Origin of the sequence: Candidatus Pristimantibacillus lignocellulolyticus (genome assembly GCA_023639215.1) — a bacterium.
GTDB classification, from domain to species: Bacteria; Bacillota; Bacilli; order Paenibacillales; family Paenibacillaceae; genus Pristimantibacillus; species Pristimantibacillus lignocellulolyticus.
The window spans coordinates 766381-788130 of the sequence record CP097899.1 but is presented as its reverse complement, the minus strand read 5'-3'; the positions used below and the strand labels follow the sequence as shown (position 1 = coordinate 788130).

The 21750-nt window shown below is 37.4% G+C and carries 18 protein-coding genes; 14 read left to right on the top strand and 4 right to left on the bottom strand.

The window, feature by feature from the left end; genetic code table 11:
- The first annotated feature begins 180 nt into the window (after positions 1-180).
- Together NAG76_03205 and NAG76_03200 are read left to right on the top strand one after the other, a co-directional pair.
- Positions 181-960: a Cof-type HAD-IIB family hydrolase gene (locus NAG76_03205; protein URN95284.1), complete on the top strand. Its 780-nt coding sequence runs from the start codon at positions 181-183 to the stop codon at positions 958-960.
- A gap of 205 nt (positions 961-1165) precedes the next feature.
- Positions 1166-1975: a protein-glutamine gamma-glutamyltransferase gene (locus NAG76_03200; GenBank protein URN95283.1), complete on the top strand. Its 810-nt coding sequence runs from the start codon at positions 1166-1168 to the stop codon at positions 1973-1975.
- 143 nt (positions 1976-2118) lie between these two features.
- On the opposite strand, the gene NAG76_03195 is transcribed toward NAG76_03200, so the two are convergent.
- Both NAG76_03195 and NAG76_03190 read right to left on the bottom strand, forming a co-directional pair.
- The gene (locus NAG76_03195) at positions 2119-2547 is read right to left on the bottom strand and encodes a DUF4395 domain-containing protein (protein URN95282.1); all 429 of its coding nucleotides are present in this window, start codon (positions 2545-2547) and stop codon (positions 2119-2121) included.
- Between the two features lie 19 nt (positions 2548-2566).
- Positions 2567-3253 (bottom strand): peptidylprolyl isomerase, encoded by a 687-nt coding sequence (locus NAG76_03190; GenBank protein URN95281.1) that lies wholly within the window; start codon positions 3251-3253, stop codon positions 2567-2569.
- 145 nt (positions 3254-3398) lie between these two features.
- On the opposite strand from NAG76_03190, the gene NAG76_03185 reads away from it, so the two are divergent.
- Entirely contained in the window at positions 3399-4193 is a 795-nt protein-coding gene (locus tag NAG76_03185; protein URN95280.1) for a YheC/YheD family protein, read from the top strand.
- Between the two features lie 379 nt (positions 4194-4572).
- On the opposite strand, the gene ytxJ is transcribed toward NAG76_03185, so the two are convergent.
- The gene (gene ytxJ, locus NAG76_03180; GenBank protein ID URN95279.1) at positions 4573-4911 is read right to left on the bottom strand and encodes a bacillithiol system redox-active protein YtxJ; all 339 of its coding nucleotides are present in this window, start codon (positions 4909-4911) and stop codon (positions 4573-4575) included.
- Positions 4912-5165: 254 nt separating this feature from the next.
- On the opposite strand from ytxJ, the gene NAG76_03175 reads away from it, so the two are divergent.
- The 9 genes from NAG76_03175 to deoC all read left to right on the top strand — a co-directional run bounded on the left by NAG76_03175 (position 5166) and on the right by deoC (position 15987).
- Positions 5166-5741, top strand: coding sequence for a TetR/AcrR family transcriptional regulator (locus NAG76_03175; GenBank protein ID URN95278.1), 576 nt, complete (start codon positions 5166-5168; stop codon positions 5739-5741).
- A gap of 79 nt (positions 5742-5820) precedes the next feature.
- Positions 5821-7821 (top strand): YhgE/Pip domain-containing protein, encoded by a 2001-nt coding sequence (locus NAG76_03170; GenBank protein ID URN95277.1) that lies wholly within the window; start codon positions 5821-5823, stop codon positions 7819-7821.
- A gap of 231 nt (positions 7822-8052) precedes the next feature.
- Entirely contained in the window at positions 8053-9201 is a 1149-nt protein-coding gene (locus NAG76_03165; protein URN95276.1) for an ABC transporter ATP-binding protein, read from the top strand.
- The gene (locus tag NAG76_03160) at positions 9191-10006 is read left to right on the top strand and encodes an ABC transporter permease (GenBank protein URN95275.1); all 816 of its coding nucleotides are present in this window, start codon (positions 9191-9193) and stop codon (positions 10004-10006) included. The genes NAG76_03165 and NAG76_03160 overlap by 11 nt, the downstream gene beginning before the upstream one ends.
- A complete protein-coding gene (locus NAG76_03155; protein URN95274.1) occupies positions 9993-10796 on the top strand; it encodes an ABC transporter permease in 804 nt (267 codons plus the stop codon). Before NAG76_03160 ends, NAG76_03155 begins: the two co-directional genes overlap by 14 nt.
- Positions 10793-11866, top strand: a complete 1074-nt coding sequence (locus NAG76_03150; protein URN95273.1) for an ABC transporter substrate-binding protein — start codon at positions 10793-10795, stop codon at positions 11864-11866. Before NAG76_03155 ends, NAG76_03150 begins: the two co-directional genes overlap by 4 nt.
- A 953-nt stretch (positions 11867-12819) precedes the next feature.
- Positions 12820-14079, top strand: a complete 1260-nt coding sequence (locus NAG76_03145; GenBank protein ID URN95272.1) for a Glu/Leu/Phe/Val dehydrogenase — start codon at positions 12820-12822, stop codon at positions 14077-14079.
- Between the two features lie 45 nt (positions 14080-14124).
- Positions 14125-15102 carry a diaminopimelate dehydrogenase gene (locus NAG76_03140; protein ID URN95271.1) on the top strand — a complete coding sequence of 326 codons (978 nt, stop codon included), beginning with the start codon at positions 14125-14127 and terminating at the stop codon, positions 15100-15102.
- Between the two features lie 204 nt (positions 15103-15306).
- Positions 15307-15987, top strand: coding sequence for a deoxyribose-phosphate aldolase (gene deoC / locus NAG76_03135; GenBank protein URN95270.1), 681 nt, complete (start codon positions 15307-15309; stop codon positions 15985-15987).
- Positions 15988-16056: 69 nt separating this feature from the next.
- Here deoC and NAG76_03130 read toward each other — a convergent pair whose 3' ends face one another.
- A complete protein-coding gene (locus NAG76_03130) occupies positions 16057-18816 on the bottom strand; it encodes a DUF4982 domain-containing protein (GenBank protein ID URN95269.1) in 2760 nt (919 codons plus the stop codon).
- Between the two features lie 249 nt (positions 18817-19065).
- On the opposite strand from NAG76_03130, the gene NAG76_03125 reads away from it, so the two are divergent.
- Together NAG76_03125 and NAG76_03120 are read left to right on the top strand one after the other, a co-directional pair.
- On the top strand, positions 19066-19920 hold the full coding sequence (locus tag NAG76_03125; protein URN95268.1) for an AraC family transcriptional regulator: 855 nt from the start codon (positions 19066-19068) through the stop codon (positions 19918-19920).
- A 55-nt stretch (positions 19921-19975) separates the two neighbouring features.
- Positions 19976-21736: a histidine kinase gene (locus tag NAG76_03120; GenBank protein URN95267.1), complete on the top strand. Its 1761-nt coding sequence runs from the start codon at positions 19976-19978 to the stop codon at positions 21734-21736.
- Positions 21737-21750: the final 14 nt, after the last annotated feature.

Below are 21750 nucleotides of genomic sequence, written 5' to 3'. Positions count from 1 at the left end.
AATACGGTAATAGTTGTTATTGCTTCAATAGATATACCATATTATACTTAACTATTAACTTCACAGAGGATGTTCAAAAAGTACGCTCGAGATTACGATGAATTATTTCATAGTAGATTCGGTGCGAATATGTCATTCGTCGGAAGCTGAGAGATCATTCAAGAGAAATGGGGAGACGAAATGAGCTACAAAATTGCTTTCTTTGATATTGATGGAACGTTAGTTAATGAGGAAAAAGTTATTCCACAAGATACAATTGATGCTATTGCTGAGATGAAAGAAAAAGGGATTGAGCCTGTTATTGCAACAGGACGTGCACCATACTTCTTACAATCTCTGCTAAAGGAAGTTGGTATTGAATCTTATGTTTGCTTGAATGGAGCTCTTGCTGTATATAAAGGAGAAGTTATTTATCGTAATCCAATTGCACCATCAACATTAGCAACATTAGTTGAACAATCTAAGATCCATGGACATGCTCTATGTTTTGAAGGGGAGTCTCAATACTACACAGATCATGATGGGCATGAATATATGCTAGAATCAGTCGGTTCATTAAAAGTAGAATTTCCTAAAGTTAATGCTGATTTCTGGAAAGAAGAACCAATCTATCAAATGTTTTTGCATACTCTTGCAGAAGATGAGCATTTGTATACATCTTTTGAAGATTCCGTTACATTCATTAGATGGCATGAGAAAGCATTGGATGTACTACCGATCGGAGGTTCTAAAGCTAAAGGAATTGAAGCTTTGTTGAATCAGCTTAACTTAACTAAAGAAGATGCAATCGCATTTGGTGATAATTTGAACGATAAAGAAATGCTTGAATATGTGGGGTTCGGTATTGCAATGGGCAATTCGCATCCTGATGTTATTCCATATGCTAACTTTGTAACAACGCATGTAGATGAAAAGGGAATCCGCAACGGACTTATTAAAGCGGGGATTTTAGATAAATAGATTTAGTCGTTATGAACGTGCCTTCCAATAGAGGTTCAAAAAGCGGGCTTTCATATTCGATGCCGAATTACCTACGAATTCAATCATCGTTATCAAAGTCTGCTTTTTGAACTACAATATAAACAAAAAATAGGCAAACGTTCACCAATTAGTGAGTGCGGGCGTACAATAACCTAACGATGCATAGACGTAGGAGGTTATGAATGTGATCGTACTTACAAACGGCTCGATGGATGAGCTGGATATTGAGAATTTGCCTTTAGTTGAGCAAAATATTGTTCGATGGAAGATTGCGAGTAGAGTGATTTACGAATACTCATCATTAGATGCTTTGTTATTCGAGTTGAGAATGAGAAGACATACAGTTGAAGCATCACATGCAATGTATGAGAGTGGCGCTCAATTTGCTGTGTTTTCGAATTCTAGATGTAATCCGCGCTATTGGAATAGAACACCTAATGGTGGTTTTTTATTACGAAGTGATGTAACTCCTGCTGATGCCATTCGAGATATATTTATTAATGGGGAATATTATGCTTTCGAATGCTCAGGAGCGATTATCATCTTGTATTATAAGGCTGTGCTTGAAACAATCGGTGATCCTACTTTCAATTACTACTTCCAAGACTTGTTTTTACGAGAATGGCAGAAGGATTATGATCTTCGGTTAGTATCAAGTTATGATCTTAATGATGTTTATCCAGGAGATGTTTGTTATTTCCGCAATCCAGATTTTCATCCTCGTCATCCAGAATGGCAAGGTGAGAATGCTGTAATGTTAGACAAAAATCTATACTTTGGTCATGGAGTAGGAATTCAAACGGGGCAAGGTATTATTGAAAACTTGAATCGTGCACGTCGACCATTTGCACGCCGTTCAGCTTATCAAGAGAATCTTATTGTTCGACCTGATTTTGAAATGTTACGTGATCTCATTATTCATGAGCAACGTATCGCAATAGCAACTGGTCAATTAATACTTGTTGATGATAGGGAACTGCAAACTGCTCAGTAACAAATGAAAATAACAGTGTTAACAACAACAAAACGAGTCATCCTGAATGGGATGACTCGTTTTGTTAAATATTCATATTTAATTGTATTTCACATACAAAATTATAGGAGGCTTATATAAGCGTCTGATTCCATATGTTCATATTATTGTGATTTGGTGTTTTTACGCATTGCTTTATATTTCTTGTACTGATAGTAAATTGTGCAGCCAATACAATAGCCTAGTAATGCAGCAAGTGCTGCTAACCCCATCGCGCCTGCGACAATGTAAGCTGCTGTTATCCAATTAAGCGAGAGGCATACTAGTGAAATCGATAGAAAAGTAATTCCTAAAGAAAGATTGAATTTCTGTAGCTCAGCCGCTTCTGTTTCTTTCTTCCCATAAATCTTTTGGGCAATCGGTTCTAAAATGATAACAAAAGTATTTGCTCCCGAACCGAGTAACCTCGTCATAACTTGAATAAGCCATACAATCGCGATGAGCCAAGGCATTTGTGCAATAATAGCGATTAATAATGTGATGACAATTCCGATTTGATTGCTTCTTACTTTAGCAATAGGCACTTCATTCATACCGGTATTCTCCTCTCATCTACATTTTTTCTAGTTCAGCTAATTCCAAGCCTTTCGTATCAACGGTTACTTTAGTCATTACTAATGGTTCAAGTGGTTTATCTTGGGTATCGCGTTTCTGAGATACAATTTCATCAACTACATCTAAGCCCTCTGTCACCATACCGAAAGAAGCATATAGACCATCTAAATGAGGCGTTTCTTTTGCTTGTACAATATAAAACTGTGAGCCAGCGCTGTCCATACTTTGGCTACGTGCCATAGAAATTACACCGCGTGTATGCTTCAATCGATTTTCAAAACCATTTGCCGTAAATTCACCTTTAATATTGTAGCCTGGGCCACCCATTCCAGTACCCTCTGGATCACCGCCCTGAATCATAAAGTCAGGCATAACACGGTGGAATATAAGACCATCGTAAAAACCTTGTTGAGCTAATGAGACGAAGTTGCTCACCGTATTTGGAGCTATTTCAGGATATAGTTCAAGCTTAATGATCCCGCCATTACTCATCTCAATCGTAACTTCAGGATGTTGACTTGAATCCAGTAGTTCAAGTTCAGGTTCAGGAGTAGGTGTTGGCGTTGGTGTAGCAGTGGCATTTCCTGTACTGCCTTGGCTAGTACTATTGTTCGTAATTGGTTCTCCGCAAGCACTAAGAACAAGTAACATTACTAGTAATACGGTTAATGATTTGAAATTCATTGAGTATTCTCCTTTATGTATATGTTTAACTAGTATTTTAACACATATTAGTATTCCGTTCCTAATGCAGTTATATGACCATGGCGAAACTTGTTTTATTCTCATACCTTATTATGAAGCTATTGAGAAGGGAGGCGAATCGCCTATGTTTAATTTTATTTGGAGAAGGAATGTGCGAATAGCTGCTAAGAGGCGAGGTCGGAAAGCAGATAAAATGATCAAAACTAATATCTTGTTAGGCAATAGCTATATTAAGAGTCATATTCCAGTTACGAAAACTTACTCTAGGTCAACATTAAAATTAATGCTATTAAAATATGGGATGGTATATATAAAGCCCAAAAATGGTTCACTTGGCAGAGGGGTTATTCGAGTTACCTTAAAAGATGGTAGATTTATTAGCCATTCGGGTATGACGATATCTTCATATGCGAATTTTGAGGATTTGACTAAGTTCTTGTCACGTAAAATGAAGGGTGAAGTTTATGTTGTCCAGAAAGGGATACATTCTCTTCGTCATCAAGGCAGATTATTCGATTTTCGTGTAGTTGTTCAGAAAAGTCCAAGAGGTGGCTTTGAAGTAACCGGAATAGCAGGGCGTATCTCTCAACGTGGACGTGTCGTAAGTAATGGGGGTGGCGGTGGAGCGATTGGTACAATCGATAGCTTATTGACTCCAAGACAACAGAGCATTGTCATTCCGAAAATGGAAAAGTTGAGTCTAGCCGTTATGCATCAAGTGCGTAAACATTTCAAAGATCAAAATGAGATTGGAATAGATATTGCCATTGACCATCAACTTCGTCCTTGGATTGTAGAGTTTAACACTTATCCAGATCATCGGATGTTCGTTATTATGCGTGATCGAGTTATGTTAGCGAGGATTATTCATTATGGGGCTAAATATGGAAAGAAATATAAGCTTAATCTCTACTATTAGTAGTAGTTCAAAACATCCACTCGTGATCACGATGACTATGCTAACGTAGCATAGTCGGCGGCGAATATGCCTCCCATCGAAAGCCTGTGTGTGCTTACGTACACAATACGTACGCTGTGCTACTCGTTTTCGCTGTGGGTCATCTTCTTGGTGCTGACAAGCGAATGTTTTGAACTTTCATTGTAAGGTAGTTCAAAACATCTCATCGTGATCAAGATGATTTTGCTAATGTAGATGATTCAAGAACGAGGAGTAACATAAATACGCCAACTATTATTAAGGAAGAATTCCTCTTTAATAGTTGGCGTATTGTATGTTTTATTGTTTTGTTGATAAAACTTCTATAAATATGGTCACTTTGAGCATATGTTGATTAATATTAGTCTAATACAGCAGAGATATGTGCTTTCGTTACTGACCAATGAGTAGCACTCCATACTTTTTCTTTTTTATCAAGCATCATAACTTGAGGTGATTCATGCTTGATACCTGTATCTTCTGCGATTTGTAAAGAAATTGGGCGAGATTCTATAACTTTAACCATTAGATATTCAACGTCCTCACGAGGCTTGTCGGACAAATATTTGGTGAATTCATCATGTGCATTAGCACTTACAGGGCAAGTTGTACTATGTTTTAGAATAACGATAGGGTGATCATTAGAACGTTCAAATGCTTCTTCCCATTGTTGTTGTGAGGTGATTTCATTATATGTCATTAATATTCTCTCCTTTGGTGGTGTGTAAATAGTATATCTACATTATAGCTCTATTCATAACGAAGTGCCAATGTGAGGGTGAACTTAAAATATTTTAGAAAAAGTATTGCAAAAAAGAAACGATAGCACTATAATAATACCAGTTGACCGATAATGATTTTTGGTCATATAGTCAAGTAGTCACTAGGTCATAAGAGTTCAAACAATACAACAAAACTCTTGGTATCATATTTCAGTAATTTGGAGGTGATGACATGTCCATTGATAGACGATCTTTAATTCTAGATGCTGCTTCAAAGTCATTTTCTTTATTTGGCTATAAAGGAACAACAATGGAACAAGTTGCGAAAATCGCTAATGTTGGTAAAGGTACGATATATACATTTTTTGCGAACAAAGAAGAATTGTTTCAAGAAGTAATGAACAAATTATTGTTAGAGATGAAGTATGTTGCTGAAAAAGTTATTAGCGATGATCGATCATTCTTCGATAATTTAACTGAAGCATTAAACGAACTTCTTGAATTCCGTAAGGAACATGAATTGGCGCTGAAATTAACTCAAGAAGTAAGAGAAATTGGTACGCCAATGGCAAATGAGGCATTAGTTCAGATGGAGCAGGTAATCATTGAGCATATTGCTGGTAAAATAGAGCATGCTATTAATCGTAATGAGATTAAAGCCTGCGATACCCAAATGACCGCATTTGTTATGCTTCGATTATATACTGCGCTTGCTGTAGAGTGGAGTGCAAAGCACGAAACACTACAAAAGCAAGAAATCGCACAACGATTACGGTTTTACTTGGAGAAGGGCTTGGCTATCTCATAGAGAGGCCTTTTCTTTTCAAATAAAATGACCAATTGAGGAAAATGGTCAGTCAGACAAAATATCTAGAGGTGGATGAAGAATGTCAAGAAGTAGTCAAATTGGTTCGGAACTAAATAGCATTGTTCGGAACAAAAAAATTGTAATACCAGTTATAGCAGTAATGTTAATTCCTCTGCTATATTCAGCATTATTTCTAGGAGCATTTTGGGACCCATATGCTAAGCTTGATAAAATCCCAGTAGCCATTGTGAATGAAGATGTTGGAGCGGAGTATAACGGGGAGCAAATGACAATTGGTAACGAGTTCGTCGATCAGTTGAAAGAGTCGGGAGACTTTAATTATGAGTTTGTAAGCAAGCAAGAAGCAGAAGCAGGACTTAAAGATAATTATTACTATATAACGATTGAAATTCCTGAAAAATTTTCAGAGCAAGCTATTTCACTAGTGGGAGATAATCCCCAACAAGCTGAGTTGATCTATACACCGAATGAGGGGTATAACTTCCTAGCAGGTCAAATTGGCGGTACAGCCGCAGCTCAGATGACAACATTGCTTAATCAACAAATATCTAAAACGTATGTAACTGCTATTTACGAACAGATTGGTGAAGCACTTGAAGGCATTGAAGCTGCAAGTGACGGAGCACATCAGATAGCAGATGGTACGGATTCAGCTAAGGAAGGTGCAACGAAGCTACTTGCAGGTCAACAAACGCTAGCTGATGGTTTGATTGAATTACAGTCTGGTGCTACGAAGTTAAATACTGCTGGAACGCAATTATCTAGCGGTCTTGGTACTTTGCAAACTGGTGGTAACAATTTAAGTAGTGGGATATCGCAATTAACTGAAGGTGCTACAACGTTAAACGGTGGTATTTCGCAATTAGCCAAACAATATGCAACTTTAGATACTGGTCTTAATGATATAAGTGAAGGTACAACATCCTTGAAACAAGGTGCGATGCAATTACAAGCAGGCTTACAACAATTAGCTAGTCAGAACAGTGACTTAGCAGCTAATGCCTCTTTCCAACAATTATTAGCTGGAAGTGAACAATTGGTTAATGGTTTGTTGGCGCAAGAACAAGGTGAGAATCAATTAATAGCTGGTTCCACGCAAGTTGTTAATGGATTGAGTAGCTTATCAACTGGATCAAATCAATTAGCTACGAAACTAACTGAAGCTAAGCAAGGAGCAAGTCAATTAGCTACAGGAATCACTTCTGCAAAAGAAGGGTCATCCCAGTTAGCTACAGGTTTACAATCACTTAAAGGCTCTAGTGATAAATTCGTCTCAGGTAGTAAAGAATTAGTTGCCGGTAATAAGGAATTAGTTGAAGGTTTAACAACGCTTGATGAAGGAGCGAATGAACTTGCATCCAAGTTAGGCGATGCGAATGGAGAATCACTAAATCTTACATTAACTGAGCAGATGAAGGATCAATTCGTTGAGCCAGTCGTGTTAACGACAAGTTCTTACTCTAGTGTACCTAACTACGGTACAGGATTTGCTCCTTACTTTATCTCCCTTGGATTATATGTTGGTTGTATGTTGCTAACTGTCGTATATTCTATGAGAGAACCATCATTGAAACCACAAAACGGAAGAAGTTGGTATGCTGGTAAAACAGCAGTGGTTGGGTTAATTGCGGTTCTACAAGCATTAATTCTAGGTGCATCTATTTTACCAATTCTTGATTTGGAAGTAGTAAATGTTGGAGCATTCTTCTTATTCGCAATTATTACGAGTTTGACATACATGATGTTAATTCAATTGTTATGTGTGACGATGGACAATGTGGGAAGATTTATTGCAATCGTCTTGCTAATTCTGCAACTCACTAGTTCAGCTGGAACATTCCCGATTGAACTTGTACCGGATTGGTTACAAGCAATTAATCCTTTCTTACCGATGACATATACGGTGACAGGATTCAAACAAGCTATTTCTAGTGGCGATATGGACATGTTCTGGAGTAGTGTATGGCCGTTGTTAGCATTAATGGTTGTATGTTCAGTATTAAGCTACATTTATATGAATGTAAGCTTCAAAAAGAAGTTTCAATCAATCACTGAATAGATAATGGAAGAGCCTTAGTTTGACAGTACTTACTGTTCAAGCTGAGGCTCTTTTTTGACGGAAGATACTAGTAATATAAATATATGGATAGCATTTTGTAGATGTGATACATGGTTTTAATGATTTATGTAGAAATTAAGTAAATATAGATGGTAGATGTCTAATAATGAACACAAAAAGATGATAATCATGTATAATCACCTTAATTGCAAAGTTAAAGGAGTCAAAGAAATGGAAGAAACGATTATTCGTTTTGAAGGTGTTTCAAAACAATATGATGAGCGTGACCCTGCCGTTCTAAAAAATGTCAGCTTTGAGATAGAGCGTGGTAAATTTTATACGTTGCTAGGTCCTTCGGGCTGTGGTAAAACGACGATTCTTCGCTTAATTGCGGGATTCACAGCACCAAGCCAAGGGAATATTTATTTTAACGGAAAAGTAATTAATAACTTGCCTGCTAATGAGCGTCAAGTGAATACGGTGTTTCAAGATTATGCTCTTTTTCCCCATCTTAATGTATTTGAAAATGTTGCATTTGGTTTACGTATCAAAAAGATGAAGGAAGTCGTTATTAAAGAAAAAGTGGCAGAAGCCTTAAAGTTTGTTAACTTAGCTGGTTATGAAAATCGTGAAATTACAGAAATGTCAGGCGGTCAACGTCAACGTGTTGCGATTGCACGAGCTATAGTGAATGAGCCTCAGATATTGTTGTTGGATGAACCGTTATCTGCATTAGATCTCAAGTTAAGAACTGAGATGCAATATGAATTACGTGAACTACAACGTAGATTAGGTATTACTTTCATATTTGTTACACATGACCAAGAAGAGGCATTGGCGATGTCTGATGAAATCTTCGTATTAAATGGTGGTATTATTCAACAGTCTGGTACACCAATCGATATTTATGATGAGCCGATTAACCGATTTGTCGCTGATTTTATCGGAGAATCAAATATTGTAAAGGGTAAGATGATTAAAGACTTTGAGGTAGAGATATCTGACACAGTTGTTCCATGCGTGGACCAAGGATTAAATGTCAATGAAACGGTTGATATTGTTATTCGTCCTGAAGATATTGAAATCGTTGGCTTGGATCGTAGTCAACTTCATGCTCGTGTAGATTCACAGTTGTTCCGTGGCGTACATTATGAAATTTGTTGTTATGATGATAATAACAATGAATGGCTAGTACATAGTACTCGGAAAGCAACTGTTGGAGAACGTATTGGTCTATATTTTGAGCCAGAAGCCATTCACGTTATGAGACTAGGTGAGACAGAAGAAGAATTTGATAAACGACTGGAATCATATGAAGATAGTGAAGTTGATCATAAGGAGTTAGCGTCTCCAACTAAGGAGATGAATCATGGAAGCTAGAACTCGCAATATATATTTGGTTCCTTATTTTTTATGGATTGTTTTATTCGTAATAGCTCCGATTATTCTAATCGTGTATTACTCTTTCTTTAATGTTGAAGGAGCATTCACATTTGAAAATTATCAAAAGTTCTTCACACCAGTCTATATGAAGATGACATTGAGCTCATTTTGGTATGCATTGCTCATAACAATATTCTCACTGGCAATTGCGTATCCTACGGCCTATTTATTGACAAAAACGAAGCATAAGTCATTATGGCTATTACTGATCATATTACCTAGCTGGATTAACCTGTTGTTAAAAGCATACGCATTTATCGGTATATTTGGTACGTATGGTGTGGTCAATGCAGTGCTTGAAACGATTGGTATTGGAAATCGTCAAATCTTATTTACCGATTTCAGTTTTATTTTTGTATCGGTATATATCTTTATTCCGTTTATGATCTTACCGATCTACAATGCATTAGAGAAAATGAATCCATCTCTTATCTATGCAGCAAGAGATCTCGGTGCGTCCTCAATGGGGACATTTCGCAAAGTTATTTTCCCTCTAACTTTAGATGGTGTTAAGGCAGGTTGTATTGCCGTATTTATTCCTGCGCTGTCACTGTTCATGCTTACTCGTTTAATAGCTGGGAATAGAGTAATTACGCTTGGTACTGCTATTGAACAGCATTTCCTAGTGACACAAGACTGGGGAATGGGGGCAACAATTGCCGTTTTCTTAATTATTATCATGGTCGTTGTTATGTTGCTCATGGGTCTTAGGAAGCGAGGGATAGTTCTTGTTAAACGATAAATTAAAGTTCTCTCGTATATATCTCATTGCAGTATTCATCGTGCTGTATGCTCCAATTGTCTATCTAATGGTGTATTCCTTTAACAGCGGTGGAACAATGACAGGCTTTGAAGGGTTCACATTAGATCATTACAAAGAAGTGATGCAAGATACGCGTCTATTAATAATCGTGTTGAATACATTCGTTATTGCGCTATTATCAGCAGCCATTTCCACGATTATTGGCGTGTTTGGTGCAATTGCGATTCACTTTATGCGTAGTAAGTCCAAACAAACATTGCTTACGCTTAACAATGTTTTGATCGTTAGTCCAGATGTTATTATTGGAGCCTCGTTCCTAATTTTGTTTACAATCGTAGGTGTGAAGCTTGGGTTTGTATCGGTATTGCTTTCTCATATTGCATTTAGTATTCCGATTGTAGTTATTATGGTGCTACCAAAGCTACAGGAAATGAACGATTCCTTAATTGACGCTGCACGTGATCTAGGAGCGAGTACATGGCATGTTATTGCTCGTGTTATTATGCCATTTATTAAATCGGGTATTTTTGCAGGATTCTTTATGGCATTAACTTATTCCTTAGATGATTTTGCGGTTACATTCTTTGTAACAGGTAATGGATACTCTACATTAGCAGTGGAAATCTATTCCCGCGCTAGACAAGGGGTTTCACTATCAATTAATGCCCTGTCAACGCTTATATTCTTATTCACGATATTACTGGTTATTGGATATTACTTCATTAACCAACGTAATAACCGTTTAGAAGATAAGGGGGCTAAACAATGAAACAAATATCAAGAATGTTCATTCTCGTGTTTGTTGTCTGCTTCGCCTTAATCTATCTCGTTAATTACATGAATAGGAGTGAAGGTTACTCTGGAAATAACACGTTAACGATTTATAATTGGGGAGATTACATTGATCCTGAGTTGATTGAACGTTTTGAATCTGAAACAGGTATTAAAGTCATCTACCAAACGTTTGATTCGAATGAAGCGATGATGACGAAGATTAAGCAAGGTGGTACAACGTTTGATATAAGTATCCCGTCGGAATATGCGCTAGATAAGATGAAGGCAGAAGGATTATTACTGCCAATTGATCATAATCAGCTACCTAATTTGAAAAATATAGACCCTAATTTTCTTGATCTTTCCTTTGATCCTAACAATGAATATTCCATTCCTTACTTCTGGGGAACTGTAGGTGTCGTCTATAATCCAGAACTTGTAGGTGATCTAACGTTCGAAAGTTGGGATGACTTGTGGAACGAGCAGTTAGACAATAAAGTATTTCTGCTTGATGGCGCACGTGAAGTTATTGGCATGGGGTTGAATTCGTTAGGTTATTCTTTGAATGACACGAATGAAGAACATTTACAAGAAGCGCTTAAGAAGCTATCTCAACTTACGCCTAATGTAAAAGCGATTGTTGGTGATGAGATCAAGATGCTAATGGCTAATGAAGAAGCTGCTGCTGCATTAGTATGGTCTGGTGATGCCAGGGAGATTATGGATGAAAATGAAAAACTCGATTATATCGTTCCTAGTGAGGGTTCTAACCTTTGGTTTGATAACATCGTTATTCCTTCAACTGCCCGTAATATTGAAGGTGCACATCAATTCATCAACTTCATGCTTGATCCAGAAGTAGCGGCGCAAAATACAGATTATGTAGGATACTCTACGCCAAATGATGCTGCACTGGAGTTACTAGACGAGGAGATTTCAAGTGATGAGCGCTTCTATCCCGATGAAGAACTGACTTCCCGCTTGGAAGTGTATGAGAATCTTGGACCGAGAATGTTGAGCCATTATAATGAGCTGTTCCTGGAGTTCAAAATGCATCGCAAGTAGAGAGGTAGTTCAAAACAGTCACTTGTGATCGCGATGATTGACTTCGTAGTGGACTCGACGTCGAAGCTGCCATTCATCGGTCGATCCAGTGCTCACGTACCAATAACGTACGTTGCGCGCTTCACTTTCCTAGCTTCATGGCATCTTCTCGGCGCTGACAAGCAACTGTTTTGAACCTTTATTGGAAAAGGTAGTTCAAAACACTCACTTGTGATCGCGATGATTGACTTCGTAGTGGATTCGACGTCGAAGCTGCCATTCATCGGTCGTTAAGCAAAAGCTTTCGAAGTATGTTTCTTATAGAAACATTGTAAGTGCTCAAGTACCAATAACGTACGTTACGCGCTTCACTTTCCTAGCTTCATGGCATCTTCTTAGCGCTGACAAGCAACTGTTTTGAATATCTTTATAATGTAGAAAAATGCAAATTTGAAAAGAGTGCTTTTCCAACATTAGTTAACCGCTAATAAGGGAAGCACTCTTTTTTAATGGGAAAATAATAAAATTTAGAAGTTTGCACTTTTTGTACAGTGCTTTTTCTAAGCTATTAAATATGAACGAATTGTGAACGATATGATCGTAAGTCGAGATGTAAACAGTACTATTACATATAAAGTATCGATAGGTTTATCGGAAATGCTAGTCCGTTAATGAAAAAACTAACGATAGTTGATAATTAAACTTATAAATACCTGTCACAGATTAGGTGATGTAAGTGGTTTTAATGTAATATGCTATTAAATAATGGTAAATACATTCAAAATGTTACATAATCTATTCTTAATCATAAACTTATATTACACCATAATGTTATATTAGTTTACAATGTAATATTACCAAAAAAGTTTGCACTATATGCACACATTATTCTTCCCAAAATATAAATATAGGAGTATGATGTAACAAACGACACAAACAGGTGGTCGAATTCACTTATAAGGGGCAGATCTATTATGACAGTATCAGTTATTCAAGAAACTCTAAATCCATATGAGATTGCACAACAACAAGTTGATGCAGCAGCAGCACTACTTAATTTGCCGGAGCATATTTCGGATGTATTGAAACGTCCTATGCGTGTTCTTACAGTTAACTTCCCAATTAAAATGGATGATGGTTCTGTACGTGTGTTTGAAGGATACCGTTCACAACATAATGATGCAATTGGTCCTACTAAAGGTGGAATTCGCTTCCATCCAGATGTGACATTGGACGAAGTAAAAGCACTATCCATGTGGATGAGCTTTAAGTGTGGTGTAGTTGGCCTTCCTTACGGTGGTGGTAAAGGTGGAGTTATTTGTAACCCACGTGAGCATAGTAAAGGTGAACTAGAAAGAATTAGCCGTGGTTTCATGGAAGCAATTGCTGCTTTCGTTGGTCCTCAAAAAGATATTCCTGCTCCAGACGTATACACTAATGCTCAAACTATGGGTTGGATGATGGATACTTACAGCAAACTTGCTGGTGTAAACTCTCCTGGTGTAATTACTGGTAAACCGCTTATTCTTGGTGGTTCTAAAGGTCGTAATGAAGCAACTGCTCAAGGTTGTGTATATACAATTCTTGCATCACTTGAAGATATGGGTAAAACTGCTAGTGAAGCTACAGTTGCTATTCAAGGTTTCGGTAATGCTGGTCGTATCGCAGCTCGTCTTCTTGATGAAGCTGGTTGTAAAGTAGTAGCAGTAAGTGACTCTAAAGGTGGTATCTACGATCCTAACGGACTAGATCTTGCTAAAGTTGGAGAGCTTAAAGATAATGCTTCTATTCTTGACTATGGCAAAGAATTCCATATTTCAAACGAAGCTTTACTTGAACTTGATGTAACTGTTCTTATCCCTGCAGCTCTTGAAAATGTAATTACTTCTTCAAATGCAGCAGCTATTAAAGCAACAATCGTAGCTGAAGCAGCTAATGGACCTACTACTCCTGAAGCTGATCGCGTTCTTACTGAAAAAGGAATTATCGTTATTCCTGACGTACTTGCAAATGCAGGTGGCGTAACGGTTTCTTACTTCGAGTGGGTACAAAACTTGATGAATTATTACTGGAGCGAAGAAGAAGTACTTGAAAAACTAGAAGTAATTATGATTAACTCATATAAGGAAGTTCGTGATCTTGCGAAAGAATACAATGTAAACCTTCGTAAAGCTGCATACATGATCGCAATTAAACGCATCTCTGCTGCAATGGAAGCAAGAGGCTGGGTTTAAGCTTCTAGAATCAAACTTTTATTAAAGAAAGGTGAGTTTTCAATTATGACTAAGCGGATTCGCGTTGGAATCGTAGGATACGGCAATCTTGGCCGTGGCGTTGAATTATCCATCGCACAAAATCCGGATATGCAAGTGGATGCAATTTTCACTCGAAGAGATCCTGCAACTATTTCTTCTGACACAAAAGCATATTCGATCGAGGATGCAACAAACTTTGTAAATGACATTGATGTCATGATTCTATGTGGAGGTTCTGCTACAGATCTTCCTGAACAAGGACCGCAATTTGCGAAAATGTTCAACGTAGTTGACAGCTTTGACACTCATGCTAAAATTCCAGATTACTTCGATGAAGTTAATGCTGCTGCTAATGAAAGTGGTAAAGTAGCCGTTATTTCAACAGGCTGGGACCCAGGTCTATTCTCTTTGAACAGATTGTTGTTTGAATCCATCTTACCTGTAGGTAATGGATATACTTTCTGGGGTAAAGGTGTAAGTCAAGGTCACTCTGATGCGATTCGTCGTGTTGCAGGCGTGAAAAACGGTAAACAATACACTATTCCAGTTGAAGATGCGGTACAACGTGTACGTAACGGTGAAAACCCTGAGTTTTCTACTCGTGAAAAACATCTTCGTGAATGCTATGTAGTAGCTGAAGAAGGTGCGGATCTTGAGCGCATTAGAGAAGAAATCGTTTCTATGCCTAACTACTTCGCAGATTACGATACAATCGTTAACTTTATCTCTGAAGAAGAATTAGAAGCTAATCACTCTGCTATGCCTCATGGTGGACTTGTACTAAGAAGTGGTACCACTGGTGAAAATACTACGCAAATTATGGAGTTTGGTTTGAACTTGGAAAGTAATCCAGAATTCACTTCAAGCGTTCTAGTTGCTTATGCACGTGCGGCTTACAAGCTTGCAAATGAAGGACAAAAAGGTGCTAAGACAGTATTCGATATTCCTTTCGGTTACTTGTCTCCAAAATCAGCTGCTGAACTTCGTAAAGAATTATTGTAATGAGACTGGTCATGATACTGCAGGGTAATCATGACCATGTTTTTACAGAGGGTTTGTACTATCTGTATAGTTATTTGCATTCGCTTATGTCTTATTGAAAATTAATCTTCTGAAGTAATATAAATAGTACTTCTGGAATAGCTATTTCATTTCATTAACGTTACAATAATGTCAATGAAATATCGATGACAGGAGTGTCTAATAATGAACGGAAATCAACTAGCTTCTTATATTGATCATACCTTGCTCAAAGCTGATGCTACGGAGCAAAACATTATTCAATTATGCACAGAAGCTAAACAATATCGATTTGCAACGGTATGTATTCAACCATGCTGGGTAAAGCTTGCGTCAGAGCAATTACAAGACGATCGTGAAGTAGGTATTACAACGGTCATAGGATTCCCGTTAGGAGCAAATACAACATCAATTAAGGCGTTAGAAGCTCAGCAGGCTGTAGCGGATGGCGCAACTGAAATTGATATGGTACTCAATGTCGGTTACTTAAAAAGTAGGTTTTTAAGTGCAGTCAAATCGGATATTGAAGCGGTTGTAAATGCCTCGGGTGCTAATGCAACTGTGAAGGTGATTCTAGAAACAAGTTTGCTTACGAATGAAGAGATTGTGATAGCTTGTCAGCTAGCTGTAGAAGCAGGTGCACAGTTTGTGAAAACATCTACTGGATTCAGCTCGGGCGGTGCTAGCGTAGAGCATATTGCTCTAATGAGACACACTGTAGGTGCTGAGGTTGGTGTGAAAGCATCAGGAGGCATTCGTGATTACGATACAACAGTTGCAATGATTAAAGCAGGTGCATCTCGTATTGGTGCTAGTGCAGGTATAGCTATTGTGAACAAAGCAGAATCAGTTGCTAGTGATTACTAGTGTAAATGAAAAAGCTAATCCTCTAATTATCTTACGATAACTAAGGGATTAGCTTTTTTTCGTTTACGTTTACTTGGTTCTAATCGATACAGCTCCGTTTACACCTGGACTGTACATTTCTTTGTTAATAGCTAGTAATACTGTAATGGTAATCATTTCATTGTCAAAAGGTAAACTAAGTGGAACTTCCAAATCCATTGACCACGGGAAATCTTGCTTAAGGACAAGCTTTTCATTGATATAGATTTCAGCGTTTCCACAGATAGAATGGAACCATAGATATGGGGCTTGTTCATTTTGAACAAACGACATTGGGATACGATTACGATAAATAACATAGCCGTCGATTCCTTTTAATGTTTCTCTTGCCCCGAAGCTTACATCTACTTTTTCCCAGCTATTCATATCCGTAGTCGCAATTTCCATATTAGCGTCAGGGCGCTCCTCATATGGTGTTTGAGAAACGATCCATTCGTTAATATAGCGCTCACTTACGGATGGTATATGAAGATATTCATCAGTAGTAATGACGGGGATAGGAATCTGTAACGTCTCTAAACCAGTGCCTTCAAATTGCAGTGTAATTGGTGTAGTACCAGCAGTACTTTGAATAATTAACTGCATACAGCCGTTAAATAAATGACGTTCGTTACTAATATCAGATTCGTGACTGTTAGGATTACCATTACCGGAGCCTAATATTTTGCCATCACCTTGAATAGAGAAGGTTAGAAGACGATTGTCAGTTGGAACAAAATTGTTGTCTTTATCAATCGCATAAATATTAACGACTGTCGCATCTTTACCATTACTAAGTAGCTCTGACTTTTGTAGTTCAGCCTTAAGAGCAACAGCTTCTCCCGTAGTTTTCACTTCCGTTACTTTAACAAGCTGTTGATTACGGTATCCCTCAGCCTTCAGAACACCTGGTTCATAAGGAACTTTCCACGTTAATTGTTCGTAAATATCTACGGATTGACGGCTTACTAATTTACCATTGATATAAAGAGCAACCTCATCGCAATTCGTATGAGCCATGACGTCGATCGAATGTCCTTCTTTACCTTGCCAGTTCCAATGTGGGAGAATATGCAAAATTGGATCGTCTAGCCAAAATGCTTGATACAAGTAATAGGCATCCTTAGGGAAGCCACAAGTATCCATAATACCAAAGTGTGTACTAACACTTGGCCATTCATAAGGAGTGGGTTCTCCACGGTAATCGAAGCCAGTCCAGACGAAAGTACCCATAACGTAATCTCGAGTATTGATTGTTTTCCAAGATTCACGAACGGTGTTACCCCAGTTGGCACGTTCACGATCATAGCTGTCAAACACTTGTGTGGTAGTGTTACTTTCATAGCAGTTACGAGTCGAAAAGGCACTAACTGTTTCTGAGCCGATCATTGGTTGCTGAGGATGCTTCTCTTTAAATTTATCGTAAGCGCCATTCATATAGTTAAAACCAGTAATATCTGAAATATCTGCGATACCATGATCCTCCATTACACCGCCATGCATAGCTCCTAATATCGGGCGAGTAGGATCTAATTGTTGTACTGCTTTCTTCATGCGCTGGAACATCTTTCTACCGATAGGTGTTCCTTGAAGTGGTTCTTCGTTAAACAAACTATAAAAAATAACTGATGGATGGTTACGATCTCTAGTAACCATATTCTCGACTTGAAGTATTCCTTCTCGTGAGCTATCAAAATTTCTATTCTCATCCATAACGAGCATTCCTAAGCGGTCACAAGCCTCTAATAATTCGGGTGTAGGATTGTGATGTGCACAACGATATGCATTACTACCCATATCTTTTAAGCGCTTAATACGATATTCTTGCAAGGAATCTGGTAAAGCAACTCCCACCCCTGCATGATCCTGATGATTACAAGTTCCCTTTAGCTTTAGCTGGCGTTCATTGAGATAGAAGCCCTTATCTGGACAAATACGAATCGTACGATAACCAAAAGTCGTAGTTACTCGATCGATCATCTGACCATTACATTCGATAATTGAGTGTAGTTCGTATAAATGTGGTGCATCTATATCCCAAAGTTCAGGATCTTGCATAGGAATTTGTGTATTAATCGACTTTGCTACTCCAGATTCTAGTACATCAGAATAAATATCCTCAGCAACTAACAGCTTTTTATCATTATAGATTCGAGAAATGAGCTTGTACTCTGCACGCTCAGGGGCATCGTTGCTAAGTTTTGTTTCTATATGAGTATGCCACTGCTTGTCTTCTTGTTTCTCTGGACGAACCCACACACCACGATGATCAATATGTATTGGAGCTGTTTTCGTCAGCCACACATGACGATAGATACCTGCACCCTCATACCACCAGCCCTCGGAAATAGAAGCATCGACTTTGACAACTAGTAGGTTAGGACGATCACCATAGAATGCCCGATCCGTAATATCTACTGCGAAGCTTGTATATCCACAGAAGTTTCTTTCTAATATGCTACCATTCAAGTAAATCGTAGCATGTGTAGCAATTCCATCAAATTCAAGTAATAGCTGTTTTCCTTCATCTTCAGTTGAAAGTTTGAATTTTTTACGATACCATCCTGTACCTCTTTGCTTATAACCGAAGTCGGCAATACCGTGCTCACGGTCAAATGGCAATTGATAAGACCAATCGTGAGGTAATTGGACAGTATCCCATTCATTATCATTCCATTCGATGCTAGCAGCACCTTTTAATCCACCTGCTTTTGCATTTCCATATATCGCATCATGAGATGATTCATCATTACGTTGTAGTTCTCCTAAGTGAAAAAGCCAATCCTTATCCATACTTAATCGTTCACGCATCACCATCATCCTCTCAAAAAATATAGTTTCATTGTAAGGAAAAATGAGGTTCAATCGTTAGCACAAAAACGGATATAAAATAGTACAAAATGAATATTATGAGTTGGGATTGGTCGTGTTGGATCATTATAAGAACAGCGATATTATTAAAGTCCATAAATATTAGTCTATGCAATAGATGATTTGATATATATGCTATAAATAAAAATAAGTAGAATAATATAAAATGAATATTTAAGGAGAACGCTAATGCTTCCATTCCGTTTGTTTCAGAATTATTCCAATCAAAGTTACCCCTTGTCATTGTACAGTTGTGGGTTGCATGAGCAAACCTCTCAAAATCGTCCTATTGGTTACCCGACGCTGCAATGCTTTATTAATTTTGAAGGAGAAGGTGTATTTCATTTTGCTGGGCAACAAAAGATTATACTGGAAGTTGGACAAGTATTGCTTGTTCCGGGGAAGCTTGCTCATGAGTACTACCCTGAGCAAGATCAAATGTGGATTTTAGGTTATATGGGTATTAGTGGATATTTGGCTGAGTCGCTCATTAGTGCGAGTGCGATTCCAATGCTAACACCAATCTCATTGAATTATGATCAATTACAACAGACAAGTGAACGGATCCACCAAATGTGGAATAGTCATTATGATGAAGAACAGCATGTGGATAGAAATATATCTGTGCAGTTATATGATTGGTTAATTGTTCTGTCTCAAATCGTTGCATTGAAAGAAAAACCTTCTGCAGTCGTTCATTCAACACCTTCAACACATGCCTTACAACGGGCTGTTCACCTTCTGCAGCAGCATTACAATGAAAATATAAGAATTGCAAATATTGCATATGCTGTTGGGTATTCAGTTCAGCATTTTCAACGTTTATTTAAAGAAACATATGGTGTAAATCCACTAACTTATTTGCAACGATTACGATTGGAACAGGCGATATTATTGCTTGAATCGAAGGAGAATATTCATTTAACAATTCAAGAAATATCGAATTTAGTAGGAATGGACACCAACTACTTTATAAGATTATTTAAGAAGGAACATGGCATTACACCAGCTCAATATAGACATCAATATCGTCAATATAGCTAGATGATTGTTATCTTTTATGATACGATGCTAATAATTTAGGTGAGGGAGCAGCAGGATGAAGCAAAAGTTTGGTCTGAATAGTATCATCGTTAAGATGATTGTTATTTATTCAATTCCTTTTATTCTATTTTCATTAGTATTAATTAGACTGAATCATAATTCGACAGAACGCATACAAAATGAATTCATTACACAAATGGAGTTTACCTTTAATCAGACTAGTGATGAATTAGTGAGGAAACTAGCAGTTTCTTATGATTTGAATGATGTAGTCATAAAAAACATTAAGTTATTGGAATTTATGGATGATCCTTACCTTGAGGATGAATCAGAATTTCTTAGCTATTACTTGGATGGAATCGTGCCAATCGTAAAATATGCTACAGCTTTTACTGAATCTGATGACTACACGATAAGAGTGTTTATGCAAAATGATAATATTCCTGAATCATGGCCGTATTTTCTAAATCTGCGGCATCAACAGCAACATCCTAATATTCAAAATTTTGTGAATGATGAAACGAAATCTTACATATGGTTAACTCCGGATGAAGCGCCTAATTTTCCGAATCAATTGAATACGAATCGTGATGTTTATACGCTTGTTAGCAAGTTATATTCATCTACAAGAAACATGTTAGGGATAGTAACGATTATGATAGCGGAAGATTATTTGCTTCAATCTACTGATCATGTGACCGAGAGTGAAAACATTCAGTTATTATTAAACGATGAAGGTATAGTCTATGCAACGACAAGTCTGGATAATGCGGAGCAATTTTCAATTATAGCCCCGCATCTGAAAGATGATCAGGGACATTTTATTGAGGAGCAGCATTTATATTTTTATAAGCAATTGAAGGAGCTTAATCAATATTTTGTATTTAAAGTGTCACTTGAGCAACTGAATACTTCTATTCAAAATAGTGTTGTCAACCAAGTACTCATTATGATCGCAAGCTTAATATTGTTAATTGTAACTTGCTTAGTCATGGTAAAGATGATTTTTCTCAGACTTCATCGAATGATTTCAGTTATGCGAAAGGTAATGTCAGGAGATCTTAATAGACGTATTCCAGATAAAAATCGAGATGAATTTGGTCAGATCGCACAAGATTTTAATAACTTAATAGATATGAATAACGAACTTATACATAATGTGGTTATGAAAGAACGTCTAAGGAAAGAGGCGCAAATCCAAGCATTGCAATATCAAATCAATCCTCATTTTATTTATAATACACTTGATATTTTTCGGATGCGCTTTATTAAAGAGAAAATGTTTGATATTGCTGATTCACTTGCAGATTTCGGGAAAATATTGCGATACAACTTAAGTGAGCAAACGCATCAATCTACATTAGGAGAAGAAATAGAGCTTATTAAAAAGTATATGAGCTTGCAAAGAATTAGTACAAGCCAACGTATTTCTTTGCAGGTAACGATGGATGAAACGTTGAAGACCTATCCGGTTATCAAGTTTCTATTGCAGCCAATTGTAGAGAATAGTATTAAGTACGGCAAACTTAAGACTCAAGAACAATTGGAAGTTAATATTATTGTAGAGATTCAAAATCATGAGTTGTGGATTCATGTTGAGGATAATGGAAATGGGATGTCAGAGCAAAGGTTGGAAGAGCTTAATAAGCAATTCCAATTGCATCTTATTCCAGAGGGTGATAAGAAAAGTAGTTCTATCGGGCTACATAATGTTAATAGTAGACTTCGTCTTTACTATGGGGATGTCTACTATTTGACAGTACTGAGTAGACTAGGTGAGTATACGAAAATATTAATAAAAATACCCTACGAGTGAAAGGAATTACACCG